The organism is Sphingomonas sp. IBVSS2, from assembly GCF_002127225.1.
GTDB lineage: Bacteria > Pseudomonadota > Alphaproteobacteria > Sphingomonadales > Sphingomonadaceae > Sphingomonas.
On the sequence record NZ_NFUR01000002.1, the window covers coordinates 532,177 to 553,205 of the forward strand.

Consider the following 21,029-nt stretch of genomic DNA (forward strand, 5'->3'; position numbering starts at 1 on the left):
GGCTATACAGCGAGGGCGGGTCTCGGGCAAAAGGCCCGCGAAGTCACAATTTCCGGACCCGTTTTCATGTCCCGCTTGATCGTTGCGCTGATCGTCATTCTCGTCGTCCTGGTCGGCGGCCTCTTCTTTCTCGCGGGCCGCGAGACGAAGAAGGAGCCGGTGCGCATGGAGAAGGTGGTCCCGCTTGACAATCTCGCGAATTAAGCGCCGCCACATCGCCTTCGGGGCGTTGCTGCTGGCCGGCGCGGCGGTGCCCGCGCTGGGGCAGCAGGACAAGCCCGAATCGCTGCTGCCGCCTGGCTTCGACGAGCCGGCGCCCACGCCGGCGCCGCGTCCCGCACCCGCGCCGGCCGCGACGGCGCCCGCCGCGACGGCTCCCGGCGCGTCCGGCGCCGCGCCGATCCCGAGCGTGCCTGCGCCCGGTGGCGACACCACGCTCTCCAACACCAGCGCGGTCGAGGACCTGGCGGCCACCGGTCCGGTCGATCTCTCGCGCTACGAGCTGCCCGACTTCGCGAAACATTCGCTGAACCGCGTCGGCGTGCTCGCGGCGGGCAACACGCCGTTCCCCGCCAAGGGCTTCGGCAATGCCGATGGCCGCACGCTTGCGGTGCTGATGCAGCGCCTGCGCGCGCCGGTGGCCTCGCGCTGGGCGTCGATCGCGCTCCGCCGCGCGCTGATGTCCCCGCTCGACACGCCGCGGCACATCAACGGCGCCGATTTCGCCGCCGAACGCGCCTGGCTGCTGCTGCGCATGGGCGAGGCCAATGCCGCGCGCGCCGTGGTGAACGACGTCGATGGCGACAATTACACGACGCGGATGCTCCAGGTGGCGATGCAGGTTTCGCTCGCCACCGCCGATCCGGGCGGCATCTGCCCGATCGCCGAGCGCGGCAACCAATATATCCAGCAGCGCGGCTGGGCGCTCGCCCGGGCGATGTGCGCCGGGCTCGCCGGCAAGCCCAACGAGGCGGGCCAGTTGCTCGACCAGGCGCGCGGCGGCACGCCGGCCAGCGATATCGACAATCTTCTGGCCGAGAAGGTGCTCGGCACCGGCGCGCAGGGGCGCCGCGCGGTAACGCTCGAATGGGGCGGCATCACGCGGCTGACCGCCTGGCGCTGGGGCCTGGCCACCGCGACCGGCCAGGAAGTCCCCGCTTCGCTCTACGGCACCGCCGGCCCGCAGGTCCGCTACTGGCAGGCGCTCGCCCCACAGCTTTCGCCGCGCCAGCGCGCCGCCGCCGCCGAGCTGGCCGCCACCGCCGGCGTGTTCTCCAGCGCCGGCCTCGTCGATCTCTACAGCGAGATCGCGGAGGGCGACGATGCGAACACCACCGAGGGCGGCGTCGCCCGCGACTTGCGCACCGCCTATACCGACGGCGACGTGGGGGACCGGATCAAGGCGATCCGCACGCTCTGGGCCGAGGCGAGCACGCCGCGCACCCAATATGCCCGGCTGATCCTCACCGCGCGCGCCGCCTCCTGGATTCCGGCCGATGCCAAGGTGGAGGAGCCCGAGAAGCTGATCGCCTCGATGCTTTCCGCCGGCTATGAATCGAAGGCGATGGAGTGGCGCCAGGTGGTGCCGCGCGGCAGCATCGCCTGGGGCCTGCTCGCGCTTGGCGATCCGGGGGCGCAGGGGCCGGTCGCCTATGGCGATTTCGATGCGTTCAAGGATGCCGCCGGCCAGCGCCGCGCGCAGCTGGCCTTTGCCGGGCTCGCCGGCCTTGGCCGTTTCGAGAGCAGCGACGCGCGCCGCGGCGCCCAGGCGCTCGAAGTGCAGATCGGCGCGCAGAACGACTGGACCCGTGCGATCGACGCCGCTGGCCGGCGCGGCGATTCGGCGATGGTCGCGCTGCTCGCCGCGGTCGGCATGCAGTCGCGCGTCTGGGACAATGTGACTCCCGAGGCGCTGTTCCACATCGTCGCGGCGATGCGCGCCGCGGGAATGACCAGCTATGCGCGGATGATCGCCGTGGAGGCGGTCACGCGGTCGGCTTGAGCGCGTCCGAAGACCGGGCGCTGATCGAGCGCTTCCTCGAGATGATGCAGGCGGAGCTGGGCGCCGCTGCCAACACAATTGCCGCTTATGGCACCGATCTGCGCCTCGCCTCGGAGTTCCTCGGTGGCGGGCTCGGCGGCGCAGAACGGCCCGAGCTGGAGCGGCTCGGCGCCGAGTGGCAGCCGCTCGCGCGCGCCACCGTTGCCCGCAAATCGGCGGCGCTGCGCCGTTTCTATGCCTTTCTTGCCGATGAGGGGCTTCGCAAGGACGATCCCTCGGCCGCGCTGCCGCGCCCCGGCACCGCCCGGGCCTTGCCCAAGCTGCTCAGCATCGAGGACATCGACCGGATGTTCGCCGCGATCGCCGATCGCATCGCCCGCGTGCCGCCCGATCCCAACGACCTGCGGCTCCAGGCGCTGATCGAGCTGCTCTATGGCTCCGGCCTGCGCGCCACCGAGCTGGTGTCCCTGCCGCGCAACGCCGTGGCGCCCGACCGGCCCTATCTGATCCTCAAGGGCAAGGGCGGGCGCGAGCGACTGGTGCCGATCTCGGACCGCGCCCGCGCCGCCGTTGCCGCCTGGCGCGCGCATGTCGCGGCCGACCGGCCCTTTCTTTTTCCTTCGGGCAAGGGCCATCTCTCGCGCGTCCGGCTCTACCAGCTCGTTCGTGCGCTGGCCGGGGAGGCGGGCATTCCGCCCGACCGCGTCAGCCCCCACGTCCTGCGCCATGCCTTCGCCACCCATCTGCTGGAGGGCGGGGCGGACCTGCGCGCGCTGCAGGCGATGCTGGGCCATGCCGATATCGCGACGACCGAGATCTACACCCATGTCGACAGCCGCCGGCTGGTCGACCTGGTCAACCAGCGCCATCCCCTGGGCGAAGCGCTGGGCAAGCGCGACTAGCCGCCAACTGCCGCTGTGCCGGGCCATGGAGGAGGTGTGGCGCCTCACAACGGGATCGCCGAACGCAGCCGCTCGTTGACGTAGCTCCGTGCCAAGGTTAGCCCGCGCAGCGATGACCACTTTCCTCGACTTCGAGAAGCCGATCGCCGAGCTTCAGACCCGCATCGACGAACTGCGCCAGACCGCGGAGGGCGGCGCCGTCGACATCGATGCGGAGATCGCTCCGCTCCAGGCCAAGGCCGAGAAGCTCCTCAAGGACACCTATGCCAGGCTCACGCCGTGGCAGAAGACGCAGGTCGCCCGCCACCCCGAGCGCCCGCACTTCAAGCATTATGTCGCCGGCCTGATCGAGGAGTTCATGCCGCTGGGAGGCGACCGCGCCTTTGCCGACGACAATGCGATCCAGGGCGGCCTGGGCCGCTTTCGCGGGCGCCGCGTGATGGTGATCGGCCATGAGAAGGGCGACGACACCGCCAGCCGCCTCAAGCATAATTTCGGCATGGGCAAGCCGGAGGGCTATCGCAAGGCCATCCGCCTGATGGCGCTTGCCGACAAGTTCCATCTGCCGGTGATCACCCTGGTCGACACTTCGGGCGCCTTCCCGGGCGTGCAGGCGGAGGAGCGCGGCCAGGCCGAGGCGATCGCACGCTCGACCGAGGCGTGCCTCAATCTGGGCGTGCCGCTGGTCGCGTCGATCCTCGGCGAGGGCGGCTCGGGCGGGGCGATCGCGCTCGCCGCGGGCAACACCGTGCTGATGATGGAGCATGCGGTCTATTCGGTGATCTCGCCCGAAGGCTGCGCCTCGATCCTGTGGCGCACCGCCGACAAGGCGGCGGAGGCGGCGGAGGCGATGAAGGTCACCGCGCAGCATCTGAAGGAACTGAAGGTGATCGATCGGATCGTCGGCGAGCCGCTGGGCGGTGCGCACCGCGAGCCCGGTGTGGCCATCCATGCCCTGGGGGATGCGATCGAGGAATCGCTGAAGAAGCTCGACGGCATGTCGCCCGAGAGCCTGCGCCAGGCCCGCCGTGCCAAGTTCCTGGCGATGGGCCGGATCTGACGCTAGCGGACCGGGGCGATGTGCTCGGCGGCGGCCATGCTCGCGCCGATCATGCCCAGGCCCTGGACGACCGCGAGCACCGCGCAGAGCGCCAGGAACGCGACCACCGCCAGCTCGATCCGCGTCACCGCCTTTTTGGAGGAAAGCTGCTTCATTCCTTCCTTATAGGAGAGTCGGCTGTACGCCGGGTGAAGCGGCCCGTTCGCCGGGGTTCAGGAAAACTACCAGGGTATGCTCGAAGGTCGCCGCCTCGAACCCGTCAGGGTTCGCAAGCGCGAACGCGCGCCCGAGCTTATACGAGGCTCTTCCGGCAGGAATGGTGCGCTCGCGCGACGCCGCGCGCACAAGAAAAGGGCGGCGGAACCAAGGTCCCGCCGCCCGTTTTCGTTCGCTTCGGCAGAAGGCTTACGAGACCTTCATGCTCGCCGAAACGTTGGTGAAGGTCGACTTCAGCGAGTTGCCGAGGCCCTGCATGGCGGCAATCGCGGCGACGGCGATCAGAGCGGCGATCAGGCCGTACTCGATGGCGGTCGCACCCTTCGAATTCTTCAGGAAGTTGCGAATCTTCTGCATAACCGGTCTCCAGTGTTCAAGGATTGCTTCATTCACCCGGCCTCACCGGAGACTCCGGTTCGGCAGCTTGAAACTACGGAGGGGAAGTAAAGAAACGGCTAAGACCGAGTGTTACGATGCCGTAACCAAGATCAGGATTGCGTGGCCGCCTGCACCTTGTTGCTGACGTTGCTCCACATGTCCGTGGTGGTGTTGGCAACGCTCATCAGGCTGGCCATCATTGCGATTACGATGAGCGCGAGGATGAAGCCATATTCCACTGCGGTCGCTGCGCGGCGGTCGTGCATCACATCGCGGATCGCTCGTACAAGGGCTCGCATTGTGGGCGCTTCTTCTCCAATGATGGCAACAATCTAGCCGAAGAGGCTTAACGAAAAGCTGATGGTTGCTTCTGATATGTTGCTCGTCGTGGCAGCCGCCCTGATCGATGATCGCGGCCGCGTGCTCCTCCAGCAGCGCCCGCCGGGCAAGCCGATGGCCGGACTCTGGGAGTTTCCGGGCGGCAAGATCGAGCCCGGCGAGCGCCCCGAAGCGGCGCTGGCGCGCGAGCTCCACGAGGAACTGGGGATTTCGCTCGACCCATCCGGCCTGACGCCGCTTGCCTTTGCCAGCGAGCCATTGGGAGGGCGGCACCTGCTGTTGCTGCTCTACACGCTGCGGGCATGGGAGGGCGAACCCGCAGCCCACCACGCGACCGCGCTGCGCTGGGTGACGCCGGCGGAGATGCGGGGAATGGCGATGCCGCCGGCCGACGTGCCGCTGGTGGAAGCGCTGGTGGGGAGGGGCTGAGGATTGGCGGCAGGGGCTGGATAGGCCCTGTTGAATTGTAGGATTCTATATGTTCTCCAAATGTTCCTTTGGCGGATCGTGTCGGGACAGGAGAAACATATGGCGTATGTCACAGTAGAGGAATTGGCTGCATCGAATGGTGCTGCGCAAATCGGTTTTGAGCAGGATGGCTTGTCTGCCGTCCCGACCCAGGTGCAGCAGGAGTTGCGCTTCACTATCCGGCCCGAGCAGTTTGGCGCGCAGGGTGACGGGGTCACCGACGATGCATCCGCGATCAATGCGGCCATTGCGGCGGCGAATGCGGCCGGCGGCGGCGTGGTGGCACTCGATGCACGGAATTACGCGGTAGGGTCCCCGATCCTTCTTCAATCGAAGGTGGCTCTGATCGGGAAGGGCATGCGCAAGACGACGATAACCCAGATTGGAACCGTTGCTGCTTGGGACGATATGGTCGGGGCCGGCGGAATCGTCACGACGCTGAGCGGCGGCGAATATGAAAATGTGCGCGTTGCCGGAATGACGGTGCGGGGCATCTATTCCACGCCGATCGCGGATGGCGCGAGTCACTATGCGAAGAACGGCATTTCCTTGATAAACATCTGGAACTCTTCGGTCGAGGATTGTCTGGTTTCCGATACCGCCACGGGAATCGTAATGGCCGGCACGGTGGCGGGTGTTGCAGATTACAACAATCTCATCGCGCGCTGCGTTACCTATAACGCGCGGTCGTGGAACGCGGCGGGGAATTCGGGCGCTCCGCGCGGTATTACGATGGCAACCGATCGTTCGACGGTGCGCGACACGATCTCTGACAATTGCTTCACCAGCTATTACGTCGCTACCGACTATGGCACTTATGAGAATTGCCGTGCTTCACGCTGGAGCGATGACGGTTTCTACGTAAACGCCAATTATTGCGAATTCACGGATTGCTTCGCGATCGGTGCCGCTAGCCGCGCTGAATCCTCGGGCAGTGGTTTCGCGGTGAATCCGAGCACGGGCCACCGATTCAAGGGCTGCGTGGCGATCCATTGCTCGAATGCTGGCATGCGCTTTCGTCACGCTGGCATGGCAGCGCCCAGCGGAAACCAAGTGCTCGGCTGCCTCTTCAAGGACTGCGGCTATGGCTTTCTTGACGATCTGACGAGCGTGCAACCCTATCCCCAGGCCGTTTCTCGCAACAACAGCTTCATCGGGAACATGGCGGATGGCTGCCAGTTGAATGGGTTCATGTTCGTGCGGCAGCAGGCCGGCGTGATCAGCGGCAATATCGCGATAGCCAACAATCAAGCTGGGGTGACGATTTCCAATCGGGGCGGGATAGCGCTCGCGGAATATTGCCTGGATAATGTGGTTCAGGGTAATATCTGCGACGATATTCAGGGGACGAAGACTCAGGCTTTCGGTCTCTACAGCTATCCTTCGTCCGTTACCGGTGCTTTGCTGGAGAATACAGGCAACCGGATCGAGCATCGATCGATCTACGGTGTCGATATCTATTTCCCGTCGATGCAGGTCGGGACTGCAAGCGCAGCGATCGCAAGTGCGGCCCGAAATGCCGTCGGGACCGTGGTTTTCCCCTTGCGCTTCGAGAACGCGCCGGTCGTTATCGCCGGTCTGCAGAACGGAAATGCGCTTGCCGATGGCGAGCGGCCCGTATCGGTGAGCGTGTACAACGTCACCGCTACCGGATTCTCCTTCTCGATCGACGCTTTGGCGGCTGTGGCAGCGAACCGAACGCTGAACATCGGCTGGCAGGCGTCGGTGCGATGATGCGCGTCTGAAGGACTGTGTCCGGCGCCCGACGGCGCCGGACTTACCTCCCCTGCCGAGATGGTTCTCCCTCTCAGCCCTGCTGCTTCACCCGCAAGGCCTCGGCCAGGCTCGTCGTCGCGCTGCCGCGTCGTGCCGGCTTGGGTTGTGATTCGTCCGGTGCCCAGCCGGTCAGATAGACGATCTCGAAGCGCTCCGCCGTTCTGCCGTCCGGATCGGCGCGCTCCGCAAAGGCCTGGGCGGCCCCGGCCAGCGTATTGCGGGTGAGGGGCGGGGTGCCGGGCAACAGGTTGGTCGCCGCCATGCCGCGCAAGTCGCGGAGCAGCGAGAACATGCTGCCATAGCGCACCGTCAGCGTCTCGACATCGGCGACCGGCAGCGCGAAGCCGGCGCGGGTGAGCAGGTCGCCGGCGGCGCGCACGTCGATCTGCGGGTGGAAGCGCGCGGCCGGCCGCTCCGCTTCGGCCTTGAGAAAGGCGCCGCGCAGAGTCGCCAGCGTGCCCGCACCCAGGAACGCGCCGAGGAACAGCCCATCGGGCCGGAGCGCCCGGCGCGCCAGGGCGAGCGCACCCGGCACGTCGTTGATCTGATCGAGCACGCCCACGCTCACGACCAGATCGAAGCTCGCCTCGGGAAAGGGGTGGCGGTCCTCATCGGCCTGGATGCCGCCCGCCATCGTGGCGAAACGCGCACCGGCATCGATCCGGGTGACGCGGGCGCCCGGCAGTTCGAAGCCGCCGCCGAAGCTGCCCAGGTCGAGCACGTCGCCGAACGCGCGCGTCACCGCCGCCAGCCGGTCCTGGATCCCCTCGAGCATGTGCTCGCGCACGAACCCCTCATAGTGGCGGGCGGCGCGGTCCCGGCGCTTGCGGCGCAGGGCGCGGTCGAAAATCTCGGAGGAATCGCTGGGTCCATTATGGGGCATGGCGCGCTTGTGCGCCGCCGCGCCGCCGGGGACAAGGCAGGCATGGCCCGGTTCCGCGACTATTGCGCTCCCATGCGCCACATCGCGGATCTCGCGTTGCCGCCGCGTTGCCCGGGCTGCGGCACGATCACGCCGGCGGACCATCGCTTCTGCGCCGCCTGCTGGGCCAGCCTCCGCTTCCTCGGCCCGCCCTGGTGCGCCGCCTGCCACGCCCCCTTCGATCACGACCGGGGCGAAGGCGCGTGCTGCGCCGCCTGCATCGCCGATCCGCCGCCGCATGACGGCGTGCGCGCCGCAGTCGCCTATGGCGAGGTGGCGCGGGCGATCGCGCTCAAGCTCAAATATTCGGGACGGCTCGCCTGCGCCGCCACCATGGCGCGCGCCATGGCCCGGCTGATGCCGGCTGAGGCCGAACTGCTGGTCCCGGTGCCGCTCCATCGCTGGCGGCTCTGGTCGCGCGGCTACAACCAGGCCGGGCTGATCGCAGCCTCCCTCTCCCGGGCGCATGGCGTGCCGTTCGCGCCCGATCTGCTGCGCCGGGTAAAGGCCACGCCGGTGCTGCGCGGTCTCGGTGCGCCGGCCCGTGCAAGAGCGGTCGCCGGTGCCTTCGCGCTCGCGCCGGATGCCCGCGCGCGCCTTGCCGGCAGGACGGTGATGCTGGTCGACGATGTCCATACCAGCGGCGCCACCGCCGGTGCCTGTGTTCGGGCGCTCAAGCGCGGCGGCGCGGCGCGGGTGATCCTTCTGTGCTGGGCGCGCGTTCTGGCAGAAGGAGAGGGCGCGGATTGACAAGCGCCCGGCACGACCACAGGTGTATCCGGCAATGCCCAAGATCGAAATCTACACCAAGGCGTTCTGCCCCTATTGCTACCGCGCCAAGGCGCTGCTCGACGGCAAGCACGCGGAATATGAGGAGATCGACATCTCGATGGGCGGCCCGCGCCGCGCCGAGATGGTCGATCGCGCCCATGGCCGCACCACCGTCCCCCAGATCTTCATTGCCGGCAAGCATATCGGCGGATCCGACGACCTGGCGGCGCTCGACGCGCGGGGCGGGCTCGATCCGCTGCTCGCTGCCTGACGGGATCGGGCGCCCGTGATCGTCTTCGACCTCAAATGCGGCGCCGGCCATGTCTTCGAGGCGTGGTTCGGGTCGAGCGCGGCCTATGAAGGCCAGCGCGCCGCCGGGCTGGTCGCCTGCCCGATGTGCGGCAGCGCGGAGGTCGCCAAGGCAGTGATGGCGCCCAATGTCGGCACCAAGGGCAACCAGGTGCCGACGCCCGCCCCGGCCGAGCGGGGGCAGCCGGCACTCCCGCCCGAAATGCTCAAGGCCGCCATGGCTGCACTGGCTGGCGCGCAGGCGAAGCTGCTCGAGGGTTCGCAATGGGTGGGCACCGCCTTTGCCGACAAGGCGCGCGCAATGCATCTGGGCGAGGCGCCGGCCGCGCCGATCCACGGCCAGGCCTCCCGCGCCGAAGCCGAGGCGCTGATCGAGGAAGGCGTCCCCGTCGCCCCGCTGCCGCTACCGGTGGTCCCGCCCGAGGCCTGCAATTGACCGGCCGCGCCGGGCCCGATACGACGCGCCTCCGAAACCCAATTGTGCCCCGGTAGCTCAGCAGGACAGAGCAACGGTTTCCTAAACCGCAGGTCGGGAGTTCGAGTCTCTCCCGGGGCACCATTTTGTTGGAAGGCCTTCGCACAAGCTCAGGCGCGCGTTCGCCCTACAGCGCCACGCCGAGCCCGCGCCCGATCGCCCGCACCCGGCCGATCAACGGCGAGATCAGCCGGTCCGGATCGTTGGCCGGCAGGTTCACGCCATCGGGCAGCACGCCCATCGCCTCGCGCAGCGTCACCGCGCCCTGGCGCAGCGCGGGGCGGGCGACCAGCCACCAGAGGCGGGCATGCTCGCCGTCCACTTCGATCCGCTCCTGCCGGGTGAGCGGCGTGCGGGCGACATGGTCGGCATGGAGCGCGGCGAGGATGCGCGAGAGGCGGCTCAGCGTGCCGAGGTCGGGCACCGGCTCGCGCGCCATGAAATAGCGCACCACCAGCTCGGCATTGGCCTGCACCGCCTCGGGCTCGAACACGCCGGCATAGCGCCCGGCGAGCACGCGCGCGGCACTGGCGGCCATCATCTCGGCATAGCGCTTCGAGGCGCCGCCGGGGTGGCAGCGATAGAGGAGCTGGGCCTCGTCGAGCCGGGCGATCTGCCCGAAGCGGCCGAGCCGGTGATAGAGGTCGAAATCCTCGGCGTAGCGCACCTGCGGGCGCTCGAACGGCTCGAGCAGCCGCGCGGCCTCGGCGCGGAACATGACGCTGGACCAGACCAGCGGGTTCTGGGTGAGGAGCAGCCAGTCGATGGTCGCCGGGGTGAGCGGTCGATCGCCCGGCCAGGGCGTGAGGCGGCCGTCCTCGAGCAGTTCGGCCGCGGTGGCGACGAGCACGGTGCCGGGATTGGCGTCGAGATGGGCGACCTGCGCGGCGAAGCGGCCGGGCTTGCACAGATCGTCCTGGTCGAGCCCGGCGATGTAGCGCCCGCGCGCCGTGGCGAAGGCCTGGTTGCGGGCGAGGACGGGGCCGCCATTGGCTTCGGCATGGAGGATGGCGATGCGCGGATCGGTGAAGGTGGCGAGCAGGGCGCGGGTGTCGTCGGTCGAGCAGTCGTCGACGATCACCAGCTCCCAGTCGGCAAAGTCCTGGGCCAGGACGGAGTCGATCGTCGCGCCGATCCAGGCCGCACCGTTATAGGCCGGCATGATGACCGAGATCGCGGGGGCGGGCAGGCCGTTCATGCGGCGAGACTCACGGCCTGGCCGAGCAGCTGGTCGACGATCAGCTGGCCGACATCGTTCTGCCACTGCCACAGGCCGTTGGCCTTGCCCTTGAAGCTCTTCTCGCCGCCCAGCCTGCCTTCGGGGACGAAGCCGGCGGCGAGGCCGATGCCATAGGCGCCGGGCAGCGGCTGTCCGTCCGCGTCGCTGACGCGGCAGAGCTGGTCGGCCAGGCGCGGACGGCCCGGTGCGTGGGCGGCAAGGGCGATGCGCTGGCCCGCCGCGTCGAACAAGGGCAGGGCGTGCGGGCGATAGCCAAGCGCGGCGACGATCACATCGGCTTCGGCGAGGATGCGGGCGGCCGCGGGATCCGGGCCGGCAAGCTGGTGGAGCCGGACGCGGGGATCGGGGGTACGGCCGCCGATGCGGAGCATGCGCAGCACCAGCTCGCGCGCTTCGAGCCGGAAGCCGGCCAGGCGATAGACGAAACCCGAAAGCGGGCAGATGTCGTCGGGGCCGAAATCGGTGAAGCCGTCGGCATGGGCCGCCTCGGCATTGGGATACCAGGGGCGCAGTGCCTCGCGGTGGAGCAGGCTCAGGCTCTCGGCGCCGAACGGGATGTCGGACTTGAGGAGGAGGACGGCGGAGGCGATTGCCGAGGTGGAGGCGCCGATGATCGCGATGCGCGGGGCACGGCTATGGGCGATGCGGGCGCGCAGCCGCTCCATGCCGCCAGTGCGCAGCATGTCGTCGCACAGCATCAGCCGTTCGCCGGCCTGCTCGCCCAGCTGCGCGCCGGCGACCGTGGCGGCGGCAATGTCGCTGGCCGACTGATATCCGCCGGTGGCAAGGACGATGTTCTTGGAGAGCAGGTCGCGTTCGGCCCCGGTGGCGAGATCGCGGATGCGGGTCTGCCACAGGCCGGCGGCGGTACGGCGGCTGTCGAGCACTTCGTGGCCGGTGTGCACGCGGCCGCCGCTCTCGGCCAGGATCGCGCCGATGCGCTGGCCCATCGCCTCCAGGAAGGGGCCGGTGCGATGGAGGGGGACGCCGAGCTTGCCGGCATAGCGGGCGATCTCGCGTGCGGCGGGGTGATCGATCAGCGCGGCGATGCCCGGTTCGGGATTGTCCTTCACCGCGCTGAGGAAGGTCTCGGCGGTGCTGTCCGAGGTGATGGCATAGTTGGGCAGCTGGCCGGCGCCGAGGCTTGGCCCGCGCTCGATCACGGCAAGGCCGGCGCCGAGTTCGCGCAGCTTGCCCCGCTTGCTCGCCGAGATGAGGAAGGCGATGCCGGCCGGGCCGCCGCCGACCAGGACCGTGGAAAGAACCTTGGGCTGCGGCGCGGGGACGACGATGTGCGGCTTGCGGAGCGCGGCATGGAGGGCGTCGCAGACGGTGGCGACACCGGCTTCGGTCATGGCGTCGGTGACCGGAAGCGAGAGCATCCGGGCGGCGAGATCGTCGGCAACGGGCGTGGGATACAGCAGGCTCTCGCGCTGGAAATAGGGCTGCTGGGCGAGGTGCGGCGCGAAATAATGGCCGCTGCCGATGCCCTTGCCGGCGAGTTCCGCGATCACGGCGGCACGATCGATGCCTCGCGGCAGGAGCATCGGCATGAACTGCGCGACCTGGCGGGCGGCGCTGGTCGCCTGCAGCGTGACGGCGTCGCCGAGACAGGCGCGGTAGGCGCGGTCGAGCGCGGCGCGATGCTCGGCAACCGCATCGATTTCGTCGAGCTTGGCGAGCGCGAGCAGGCCAAGCACTTCAGGCAGCTTGGCGTTGGTGCCCGGCTCGGTCGCCGAGCGCGGGAGGCCGAAGCCGAAATTGTGCATGCGGCGCAGCGCGTCGATCCGCTCGGCGTCGGCGCTATAGACGAGCCCGCCCTCGGCGGTTGCGAAGGTCTTGGTCGCGTGCATCGAGAAGACGCTGGCGAAGGTGGCGCCGGTGCCGAAGCCGCGGCCGGCGGCGTCGAGGCTGCCGAGCGAGGCGGCGCCATCGACCACGACGCCGACATCATGCTGTTCCGAAAGCCGGGCGTAGCGGGCCAGGTCGATGCAGGTGCCGAAGGTGTCGTAGGGGACGAGCACCGCGATCTCGCCGGCATGGCGGGCGAGCGCGGCTTCCTCGGCCTCGGCGCATGCCGCCCAGTCGGCGGGGTTGCTGTCGATGAGGATCGGCGTCAGCCCGGCCCAGATCGCGGCATGTGCGGTGGCGGCGAACGTGAAGCTCGGGATCAGGGCATATTTGCCCCTGCGGCCCTCCGCCGCCTGGCGGATGGCCAGGATCAGGCCGATCGTGGCATTGTTGACCGCCAGCGCCGCGCCCTGGCCGCCGAACAGTTCGGCGACTGCCCGGCTCTCGAATTCACGGACGACCGGGCCGCCATTGCTGTAGACGCCGCGCGCCTCGATGGATCGCAGCGCCTCGGTCAGCTTGCTCAGCCGCGGTGGCCGCGGCGCGATCAGCGGAAATTCGTGCATGTCCCCGGCAAGGTCCCTCATCCCGATGCCGAAGCTATGCGCGATGGTCTCCTAATATTGCGTAAGGGTGCGCTTCAGCGCCACCAACTCGCGATCGAGCGCCTGGAGAAAGGTCGAGCGGTCGGCGGAGGAGAAGGGCCGGGGGCCGCCGATCTGGTCGCCGCCGGCGCGCAGATCGGCCATGATCGCCCGGGTCGCGATCGCCGCGCCGATGGAGCTGGTGGTGAATGGCTTGCCGTTCGGGGCCAGCACCTTCGATCCTGCCTTGAGCGCGCGGTCGGCCAGCAGGATATCGGCGGTGATCACCACCGTGTCCGCGCCGGCCCGTTCGGCGATCCAGTCGTCGGCGGCATCGAAGCCGTCGCTCACCACCTGGCGGCTGACGAGCGGGTGCTTGGGCACGCGCAGCCATGCATTGCTCACGATCACCACCGGCACCTCGTGCCGCCAGGCGACCCTGTAGACCTCGTCCTTCACCGGGCAGGCATCGGCGTCGACGAGGACCTTCACCTGGGCGCGTGACCCCGGGGCGGGCCCTTGCGGTGCGGCTTGGCCTGATAGTTGGGGCGGTTCGGGCCGTTTCGCTGTGGACGGGCGCCCTGCACCGGGCCTTCCGACGGCTCGATGCGGACATCGTCGTCGCCCTCGGCGGAACGGGCCACGGCGCTGAGGAACTTGGCCGCCAGAGCGCGCGGTATCTGGAAGGCGGTTTCGTTCGGCCCGATCCGGATCGCGCCTACCTCGGCCTTGGTGATGTGGCCGCGGCGGCAGATCAGCGGCAATATCCAGCGCGGATCGGCGTTCTGGCGGCGGCCGATATCCATGCGGAACCAGGCGACGTCGTCGAAGCCGGGGCGGTGCTGGCCGGCCTGGCGCTCCTCGCGCCGGTCCGAATGGCTGCGGTCGCTGAGTTCCTCGGGCGCGGGCAGCGCGGCGCGATGGGCGCGCACCAGCGCGGCGGCGAGTTCCTCGGGGCTGCGCTCGGCGAGCAGGCGCTCGGCGATGGCGGCATCCTCTTCCTCGATCTCCACGGGCGCGAGCAGGGCGGCGATCAGCCGCTCGCGATCCTGCGCGCGGATCGCCTCGGCACTCGGCACCTCGACCCATTCGACCGGGATGCGCGCGCCCTTGAGCATCATCTCGACGCGGCGCCGGCGCGGATAGGGGACGATGAGCACCGCGGTGCCCTTCTTGCCGGCGCGGCCGGTGCGGCCCGAGCGGTGCTGGAGCGTTTCGGCATCGCGCGGCAGCTCGACATGCACCACCAGGGTGAGCGTGGGCAGGTCGATGCCGCGCGCCGCCACGTCGGTGGCGACACAGACGCGCGCGCGCTGGTCGCGCAGCGCCTGGAGCGCGTGGTTGCGCTCGTTCTGGCTATGCTCGCCCGACAGCGCGACCGCCGCGAAACCGCGCTCGACGAGGCTGGCATGGAGGTGGCGGACATTGTCGCGCGTCGCACAGAACAGGATCGCCGTCTCCGCCTCGTGGAAGCGCAGCAGGTTGATCACTGCATGCTCGATGTCCGAAGGGCTGACGGTCATCGCCTGATAGCTGATGTCGCCGTGCCCGCGATCCTCGCCGACGGTCGAGATACGTAGCGCGTCCTTCTGGTAGCGCTTGGCGAGCGCCACGATCGGCTTGGGCATGGTCGCCGAGAAGAGCAGCGTGCGGCGCGTCTCGGGCGTGCCGTCGAGGATCGCCTCCAGATCGTCGCGAAAGCCCATGTCGAGCATCTCGTCGGCTTCGTCGAGGACGACGGCGCGCAGCGCCGAGAGATCGAGCGCGCCGCGTTCGAGATGGTCGCGCAGGCGGCCCGGCGTGCCGACGACGACATGGGCGCCATAGCTCAGCTGGCGGCGCTCCTTGGAGGCGTCCATCCCGCCGACGCAGGTGGCGATGCGCGCACCGGTGGGGCCATAGAGCCAGATGAGCTCGCGGCTTACCTGGAGTGCCAGCTCCCGGGTGGGGGCGATGATCAGGGCGTGCGGTTCGCGGGTCGGCTCGATGCGGCCGTCCTCGCCGAGCAGCTCGGGATGCATGGCGAGGCCGAAGGCGACGGTCTTGCCCGATCCCGTCTGGGCGGAAACGATGAGGTCGCGGCCCGCGGCCTCGGGAGCGATGACGGCGGCCTGGACGGCCGTGGGCGCGGCATAACCACGCGCTGCGAGCGCTTCGGCGAGAAGCGCAGGGAGATCGGCAAATGACATGAGGCCCCGCACATGGGCTCGCCGGGCCCGCATCGCAAGGGAAAAGAGGGTTGATCGCCGGCGGCGTCGCTTTGTGTCGTCCAGGCGAGCGGTTGAGCAACTAAATGGCGGTTCTCCGCGGATTTCGGTTGTCGGCCGCGGATATGGCGACTCGCGAATACCGACTCCGTCGGCGCTCACCCATGCGCGCGCCGACGGAAAAGGAGCGGGGACGCAAGGAGGGCGGTCAGCCGATCAGCGCCTTCACGCCGTCCGCCAGGCCGGTCGTCGGCCGGCCGATCAGCCGCGAGAGCTGGTGGCCATCGTCGAACAGCGCGCCGTTCGCGATATCGATGTCCCAGGCGGCGAGCATTTCGGCAAAGGGAGCAGGGACGCCCGCGCCGGCCAGCGCGGCGGCATGATCGGCCTGGGGCAAGTTGCGATAGGGAATGTCGCGGCCGGCCTGGCGCGAGACTTCGGCGGCGAGTTCGGCGAGCGTGAAGCCAGTGTCGCCGGCCAGCTCATAGGTCTTGCCGTCATGGCCGGTGCCGAGCAGCACGGCGACCGCGGCATCGGCATAGTCCGCGCGGCTCGCGGCGGCGATGCGGCCTTCGCCGGCGGCACCGATCAGCGTGCCGTGCGCCAGCGCGCCCTGCACCGAGGCGGCATAGTTTTCGAGATACCAGCCGTTGCGCAGGAAGGTGTGCGGGATCCCCGAGGCGGCGATCGCCCGCTCGGTCTCGGCATGCTCGGTGCCCAGGCTCAGCGGCGTGGTGTCGGCCCGCAACAGGCTGGTATAGACGATGCGGCCGACGCCGGCTTGCCGGGCGGCCGCGACGATCGCCGTATGCTGCGGCCCGCGCTTGCCCACTTCGCTCGACGAGATGAGCAGCAACGTGTCGACGCCGGCGAGCCCGGGGGCGAGCGTCTCCGGCCGGTCATAATCGAAGCGGCGCGCCTCGACGCCGAGATCGCCGGCCCTTTCCGGATTGCGGGCAAGCGCGACGATCTCGCCGGCGGGCAGCTTCTCCTTGAGTTTCTCGACGACGATGCGGCCGAGCTGGCCGGTGGCTCCGGTGATGGCGATGGTCATTGGATCCGTTCCTTCCTTGGGGACGGGCATCCAGATATTGACCTTGCTTACTAATCGTAAGTACATACATAAATGTAAGTATGGAAAAACTCGTTGAGCCCTTTTCGGTTCGCGTGCGGCGCGGCGACCTGATGTCGCCCGATTGCCCCTCGCGCGAGGTGCTGCGGCACATCACCAGCCAATGGGGCGTGCTGATCCTGATCGCGCTGGAAGGCGGCACGCATCGCTTCAGCGAACTGCGCCGCAAGGTGGGCGGGGTGAGCGAGCGGATGCTGGCGCAGACGCTGCAATGGCTGGAGGGCGACGGGCTGGTCGATCGCGTCGCCTATCCGGTGGTGCCGCCGCACGTCGAGTACAGCCTGACCCCGATGGGACGCGAGGCGGCGGCGCAGGTGCGCGGCCTGGCCGATTGGATCGAGGCGAGCATGCCCCGGATCGCGCAGGAGCGCGCGGCGCGGCTGGCAGCGGAATAACCCCCCGCGACCGATCGAGGGTGGCAGGAACGAGGGCGCCGGGTGCGGGCGCCCTCGCGGCTGGATCAGAAGCTCGCCCAGTCATTGGCGGGCGCTGCCGGCGCCGGCCTGATGGAGGCGCCGCCGGTATGAGGTTTTGGCGGCGTCCGGGCCCGCGCGGGCAGGCCGGCCCGCGGCGAAGCGCCGACGTCGAACTTCGCCGCCTGTTCGCCGAGCGCGGCGACTTCGCCGGTAAGGTTGCGTGCCGCCGCCGAAGTTTGCTCGACCATCGCGGCGTTCTGCTGGGTACCGCGATCCATGTCGCCGATGGCGGTGCTGATCTGGGTGATCGCGGCCGCCTGGGCCTGATTGTCGCCCGCCATCTGGCCGAGCAGCGCATGGACCTCGCCCACATCGCCCGAAATGTCGGCGAGCGCGCCGTCGACCTTGCGGACCATTCCGACGGCGGTGCCGATATCGGCCTGGGTGGCGGTAAGCTGCTCGCGAGCGCGGCCGGCCTCTTCCTCCGCCCGCATGGCGAGCGCCGAGACCAGGTCGGCGACGACCGCGAAGCCGCGCCCCGCCTCGCCGGCACGGCCCGCTTCGACCGCGGCGTTCATCGCGAGCACGCGGGTCTGGAAAGCGATCTTGTCCAGGCCTTCGATCACGCTGTCGATGCCCTTTGCGCTGTCGCTGACCCGGGTCATCGCCTGCACCGCCTCGTCGGCGATCCCGCGGCCGCCGGCAACGGTGGCGATGGCGTCGTCGGCGCGCGTGACGGTACGGCCGGCGGCCTCGGCGGTGGCCTTGAGGCGCAGGTCCATCTGGGTGACTGCGGCCGAAGTCTCCTCCAGGCTGGCGGCATTGGCCTCGGTCCGGCGGGCGAGGTCCTCCGCGGCCTGGGCGATCTCGCTCGAGCCGGTCTGGATGGTACCGGCGCTCTCCGTGACCGCGCCGATCAGCCCGCGCAACGCGGCGAGCGCGGCGTTGAAGTTGGTCTTGATCTCGGCATAGCCCGTGGGGAAGCCTTGGCCGATCTCTGCGGTGAGGTCGCCATGGGTGAGGCGCGCGAGGCTGGCGCCGAGATGGGTGACCGCGATCGACTGTTCCTCGGCCTGGCGGGCCTGTTCGGCCGCGTTGTCGCGGAAGATCACCATCGCCCTGGTCATGCGGCCGACACAGTCCCGATAATCGCCGAACTGGATCGGGCTGGCGAGGTCGCCGGCGGCGAGCGCCTCCATGCGGACCACGGTGGTGACATAGGGATCGGCGATCGCGGCGCGATAGCGGACGCACTGGATCGCGGCGCCGCCGATCAGCAGCACGACGATCGGAGCCGCCACCAGGAAAGGCGCGACGAAGGCGACGAGCGCGACCAGCGCCATGACGCCGATCAGCGAGCCAAAGGCGACGTACAGCTTGAGACGGATAGGCGCGATGGCCTGGAACCAGTGCATCGGAATCCTCCTACACGGCCTCCGGGAGATACGGCCCGGGAGGCCAGTTGCTCGACCGGCCGCGCGGGAAGCGGGATCGGACAAGCCCTTTGTAGGAGACACATCGCGGAAACATTATTTTGTCTGTGAAATTTGACACCGGGAAACGTCATAATATTTCCGACATGATCGATGGGATCATGCGTCACGTGCCGGGTGTGCGAGGAAATCATGTCCGGGCGGCTTTTCCGGCAGCGCTCGAACCGGTTCCCGGGCGCTAGAGCGCGAGCCCCGCGGCGCGGCCGCTCGCCCAGGCCCATTGGAAGTTATAGCCGCCGAGCCAGCCGGTGACGTCCACCGCTTCGCCGATCGCGTAGAGGCCGGGCACCTTGCGCGCTTCCATCGTCTGCGAGCTGAGTTCCGCGGTGCTGATCCCGCCGATGGTGACTTCGGCTTTCGCAAAGCCCTCGGTGCCGCTGGGGGCGAAGCGCCAGTCGGCGAGGCGGCGGGCCGCGTCCTCGAGCTTGCGATCGGCGGTGTTGGCGAGTTCGCCGGGCAAGGCGAGCTTCTCGGCCAGCGCCTCGGCCAGGCGGGTGGGCAGCGCCTCGCCGAGCAGCTTGCGCAGGGTGGCGCGGGGGCGGGCGCGCTTGGCGGCGGGCAGCCAGCCGGGCGCGGCATCGGGCAGGAAATCGATGCCGATGCTCTCGCCGTGGCGCCAATAGCTCGAGACCTGGAGGATCGCGGGCCCGGACAGGCCGCGATGGGTGAACAGCGCGGCCTCGCGGAAGCGCGCCTTGCCGGCGCCGGCGACAACTTCGGTCGAGACGCCCGAAAGCTCGCGGAACAGCGCTTCCTCGCCGCTCAGCGTGAGGGGGACGAGGGCGGGGCGGGGCTCGACGACCTTGAGGCCGAAGCGGCGGGCGAAGTCATAGGCGAAGCCGGTCGCCCCCAGCTTGGGGATCGAGGGACCGCCGGTGGCGAGCACCAGCGCGGGCGCCGTGGCGATGCGCTTGCCGCAGGCGACTTGCCAGCGGGCATCGGCATGCTCGACCCGTGGCGCGTCGCCTAACCGGATCTCCACCTGGCCGCGCGCGCATTCGTCGAGCAGCATGTCGACGATCTGGCGTGCGGAACCGTCGCAGAAGAGCTGGCCCAGTGTCTTCTCGTGCCAGGCGATGCGGTGGCGCTCGACCAGGTCGAGGAAATCCTGCGCGGTGTAGCGGCCGAGCGCGGACTTCATGAAATGCGGGTTCTGCGAGAGATAGCGATCGGGCGCGGTGCCGAGATTGGTGAAGTTGCAGCGGCCGCCGCCCGAGATCAGGATCTTCTTGCCCGGCGCATCGGCGTGATCGACGAGGAGCACGCGCTTGCCCCGCTGGCCGGCGGTGAGCGCACACATGAGCCCCGCGGCGCCGGCTCCCAGGATGATCGCGTCGTACATTGCGGCGGGCCTAGCAGTTGTTCGGCCTGCGGCAAGCGGCGGCGTTCCCCAGGCTAGTGGAGCTTGGCGATGTTGAGCCCGTCGAGCTTGGCGCGCTCCTTCACCGATTCCTCGCTGCGAGTGAGCGCCTTGGCGATGGCCTTCAGCGCCATGCCCTTCTTGGCCAGCGTGTGGAGCTTCTGGACCTCGTCTGGGCGCCAGGGCTGGCGGTGGCGTTCGAAACGTTCGGCCATTGGTATCTCCTGAAGCAAAAGGGCGGGCTCCCCCAGGGAACCCGCCCTTCGCATGTTCAGCGGCAGGGCCTCATGGCCCCGGCCGGCTTACTTGACGTGCTTCGCGATGTGCTTGTTCATCTCGAACATCGTCACCTTGTCGGTGCCGAAGATCGGACGCAGCGTGTCATCGGCGAGGATCTCGCGCTTGTTCGCCGGGTTCTGCAGGTTGTTCTTCTTGATATAGTCCCACAGCTTGCTGACGACTTCGCTGCGCGGAAGGTCCGCGGAGCCCGTGATCTTGGCCAGCTCGGGCGAAGGGGTCACCGGCTTGGCGATACCGCCGCGTGCTTTGGTCTCGGCCATAAAGTCTTCTCCTGTTCCTGCCCTGGACGGGCTATGCCTTCGTGGGCGCCAGCGGCGTGTGCGAACCCTTTCGCCGCTTTTCGTGCCTACGATGTACCGCGGTGAGAGCATTCGTCCTCACCTGCAACCCTTTGATCGTGACAAAACGCGTCTGTCTAGAGAGCAGATGCGCCGAGACGGGCTCCGGGAGCGATATTTCGGGGATAACTGGGGTTAAACGGCCGGTAGGAGAGGGGAAATTGCCGTGCTATCGTGGGATTTCACGGCGAAAGGGGAGAGCGGGATGCGCGGTCTGGTGCTCGGCGGGTTGCTGATTCTGGCGGGCTGCGGTGGCGGGGGAACCACCGGCACCAACTATTCCGACCCGCCGCCCATGGCCGAGATCGTCGCCACGCCGAGCCCCAGGCCGAGCGAGACGCCGGCGGAGGAAGCCACGCCGGCCGCTGTTGCCAATGCCGCCGCTGCCGCGGCGGACGAAGTGACGAATAGCGATACTACGGCCGCCGCAAACACAATGTGAGGTGGACAAGGCCGCGCGGGCTTGTCTAAGGGGAACCCATCATGACGG

The 21,029-nt window shown here is 68.9% G+C and carries 24 protein-coding genes and 1 tRNA gene; 12 read left to right on the forward strand and 13 right to left on the reverse strand.

Features of this window, described 5'->3' with window-relative positions:
• Positions 1-66: 66 nt before the first annotated feature.
• The 4 genes from CAP40_RS20410 (at position 67) to CAP40_RS08540 (ending at position 3,964) form a co-directional block, all read left to right on the forward strand.
• Positions 67-204 carry a hypothetical protein gene (locus CAP40_RS20410; protein WP_167298226.1) on the forward strand — a complete coding sequence of 46 codons (138 nt, stop codon included), beginning with the start codon at positions 67-69 and terminating at the stop codon, positions 202-204.
• Entirely contained in the window at positions 185-2,002 is a 1,818-nt protein-coding gene (locus tag CAP40_RS08530) for a hypothetical protein (protein WP_256924084.1), read from the forward strand. Before CAP40_RS20410 ends, CAP40_RS08530 begins: the two co-directional genes overlap by 20 nt.
• Positions 1,999-2,904, forward strand: a complete 906-nt coding sequence (locus tag CAP40_RS08535) for a tyrosine-type recombinase/integrase (RefSeq protein WP_256924085.1) — start codon at positions 1,999-2,001, stop codon at positions 2,902-2,904. The genes CAP40_RS08530 and CAP40_RS08535 overlap by 4 nt, the downstream gene beginning before the upstream one ends.
• 112 nt (positions 2,905-3,016) lie before the next feature.
• Positions 3,017-3,964, forward strand: a complete 948-nt coding sequence (locus CAP40_RS08540; protein WP_086128949.1) for an acetyl-CoA carboxylase carboxyltransferase subunit alpha — start codon at positions 3,017-3,019, stop codon at positions 3,962-3,964.
• Between the two features lie 2 nt (positions 3,965-3,966).
• Here CAP40_RS08540 and CAP40_RS20415 read toward each other — a convergent pair whose 3' ends face one another.
• The 3 genes from CAP40_RS20415 to CAP40_RS08550 form a co-directional block, all read right to left on the reverse strand.
• The gene (locus CAP40_RS20415) at positions 3,967-4,119 is read right to left on the reverse strand and encodes a hypothetical protein (RefSeq protein ID WP_179187993.1); all 153 of its coding nucleotides are present in this window, start codon (positions 4,117-4,119) and stop codon (positions 3,967-3,969) included.
• Between the two features lie 250 nt (positions 4,120-4,369).
• A complete protein-coding gene (locus CAP40_RS08545) occupies positions 4,370-4,537 on the reverse strand; it encodes a Flp family type IVb pilin (protein ID WP_086128950.1) in 168 nt (55 codons plus the stop codon).
• Between the two features lie 131 nt (positions 4,538-4,668).
• Complete coding sequence (locus tag CAP40_RS08550; protein WP_086128951.1) at positions 4,669-4,857, reverse strand: Flp family type IVb pilin; 189 nt, start codon at positions 4,855-4,857, stop codon at positions 4,669-4,671.
• A gap of 61 nt (positions 4,858-4,918) precedes the next feature.
• Between CAP40_RS08550 and CAP40_RS08555 the strand changes: the two genes are divergently transcribed.
• The gene (locus tag CAP40_RS08555) at positions 4,919-5,326 is read left to right on the forward strand and encodes a (deoxy)nucleoside triphosphate pyrophosphohydrolase (RefSeq protein ID WP_086128952.1); all 408 of its coding nucleotides are present in this window, start codon (positions 4,919-4,921) and stop codon (positions 5,324-5,326) included.
• 60 nt (positions 5,327-5,386) lie between these two features.
• Positions 5,387-7,099, forward strand: coding sequence for a right-handed parallel beta-helix repeat-containing protein (locus CAP40_RS08560; RefSeq protein ID WP_086128953.1), 1,713 nt, complete (start codon positions 5,387-5,389; stop codon positions 7,097-7,099).
• Positions 7,100-7,172: 73 nt separating this feature from the next.
• On the opposite strand, the gene CAP40_RS08565 is transcribed toward CAP40_RS08560, so the two are convergent.
• Positions 7,173-8,024 (reverse strand): methyltransferase domain-containing protein, encoded by an 852-nt coding sequence (locus CAP40_RS08565; RefSeq protein WP_086128954.1) that lies wholly within the window; start codon positions 8,022-8,024, stop codon positions 7,173-7,175.
• A gap of 72 nt (positions 8,025-8,096) precedes the next feature.
• Between CAP40_RS08565 and CAP40_RS08570 the strand changes: the two genes are divergently transcribed.
• The 4 genes from CAP40_RS08570 (at position 8,097) to CAP40_RS08585 (ending at position 9,702) form a co-directional block, all read left to right on the forward strand.
• On the forward strand, positions 8,097-8,813 hold the full coding sequence (locus CAP40_RS08570) for a ComF family protein (RefSeq protein WP_256924086.1): 717 nt from the start codon (positions 8,097-8,099) through the stop codon (positions 8,811-8,813).
• Between the two features lie 34 nt (positions 8,814-8,847).
• A complete protein-coding gene (gene grxC, locus CAP40_RS08575; RefSeq protein ID WP_086128955.1) occupies positions 8,848-9,105 on the forward strand; it encodes a glutaredoxin 3 in 258 nt (85 codons plus the stop codon).
• A 15-nt stretch (positions 9,106-9,120) separates the two neighbouring features.
• On the forward strand, positions 9,121-9,579 hold the full coding sequence (locus CAP40_RS08580) for a DUF1178 family protein (RefSeq protein WP_086128956.1): 459 nt from the start codon (positions 9,121-9,123) through the stop codon (positions 9,577-9,579).
• Between the two features lie 46 nt (positions 9,580-9,625).
• A tRNA-Arg gene (locus CAP40_RS08585) sits at positions 9,626-9,702 on the forward strand.
• A gap of 43 nt (positions 9,703-9,745) precedes the next feature.
• On the opposite strand, the gene CAP40_RS08590 is transcribed toward CAP40_RS08585, so the two are convergent.
• The 5 genes from CAP40_RS08590 to CAP40_RS08610 form a co-directional block, all read right to left on the reverse strand.
• The gene (locus CAP40_RS08590; protein ID WP_086128957.1) at positions 9,746-10,816 is read right to left on the reverse strand and encodes a glycosyltransferase; all 1,071 of its coding nucleotides are present in this window, start codon (positions 10,814-10,816) and stop codon (positions 9,746-9,748) included.
• Entirely contained in the window at positions 10,813-13,275 is a 2,463-nt protein-coding gene (locus tag CAP40_RS08595; protein ID WP_086128958.1) for an aminotransferase class I/II-fold pyridoxal phosphate-dependent enzyme, read from the reverse strand. Before CAP40_RS08595 ends, CAP40_RS08590 begins: the two co-directional genes overlap by 4 nt.
• 51 nt (positions 13,276-13,326) lie before the next feature.
• Entirely contained in the window at positions 13,327-13,785 is a 459-nt protein-coding gene (locus tag CAP40_RS20750) for a YaiI/YqxD family protein (protein ID WP_256924087.1), read from the reverse strand.
• Positions 13,782-15,482: a DEAD/DEAH box helicase gene (locus CAP40_RS20755; protein WP_256924088.1), complete on the reverse strand. Its 1,701-nt coding sequence runs from the start codon at positions 15,480-15,482 to the stop codon at positions 13,782-13,784. Before CAP40_RS20755 ends, CAP40_RS20750 begins: the two co-directional genes overlap by 4 nt.
• A gap of 226 nt (positions 15,483-15,708) precedes the next feature.
• Complete coding sequence (locus tag CAP40_RS08610) at positions 15,709-16,554, reverse strand: SDR family oxidoreductase (RefSeq protein ID WP_086128960.1); 846 nt, start codon at positions 16,552-16,554, stop codon at positions 15,709-15,711.
• 80 nt (positions 16,555-16,634) lie between these two features.
• Between CAP40_RS08610 and CAP40_RS08615 the strand changes: the two genes are divergently transcribed.
• Entirely contained in the window at positions 16,635-17,027 is a 393-nt protein-coding gene (locus tag CAP40_RS08615; RefSeq protein WP_086128961.1) for a helix-turn-helix domain-containing protein, read from the forward strand.
• Between the two features lie 65 nt (positions 17,028-17,092).
• Here the strand turns inward: CAP40_RS08615 and CAP40_RS08620 are convergent, their stop codons facing one another.
• The 4 genes from CAP40_RS08620 to CAP40_RS08635 form a co-directional block, all read right to left on the reverse strand.
• Positions 17,093-18,463, reverse strand: coding sequence for a methyl-accepting chemotaxis protein (locus CAP40_RS08620; protein ID WP_086128962.1), 1,371 nt, complete (start codon positions 18,461-18,463; stop codon positions 17,093-17,095).
• Between the two features lie 256 nt (positions 18,464-18,719).
• Entirely contained in the window at positions 18,720-19,883 is a 1,164-nt protein-coding gene (locus CAP40_RS08625) for an NAD(P)/FAD-dependent oxidoreductase (protein ID WP_086128963.1), read from the reverse strand.
• A gap of 53 nt (positions 19,884-19,936) precedes the next feature.
• A complete protein-coding gene (locus CAP40_RS08630; protein ID WP_086128964.1) occupies positions 19,937-20,116 on the reverse strand; it encodes a hypothetical protein in 180 nt (59 codons plus the stop codon).
• A gap of 87 nt (positions 20,117-20,203) precedes the next feature.
• The gene (locus CAP40_RS08635) at positions 20,204-20,461 is read right to left on the reverse strand and encodes an SWIB/MDM2 domain-containing protein (RefSeq protein ID WP_086128965.1); all 258 of its coding nucleotides are present in this window, start codon (positions 20,459-20,461) and stop codon (positions 20,204-20,206) included.
• 283 nt (positions 20,462-20,744) lie between these two features.
• Here CAP40_RS08635 and CAP40_RS08640 point away from each other — a divergent pair, with 283 nt between their 5' ends.
• Positions 20,745-20,981, forward strand: a complete 237-nt coding sequence (locus tag CAP40_RS08640) for a hypothetical protein (RefSeq protein ID WP_086128966.1) — start codon at positions 20,745-20,747, stop codon at positions 20,979-20,981.
• Positions 20,982-21,029: the final 48 nt, after the last annotated feature.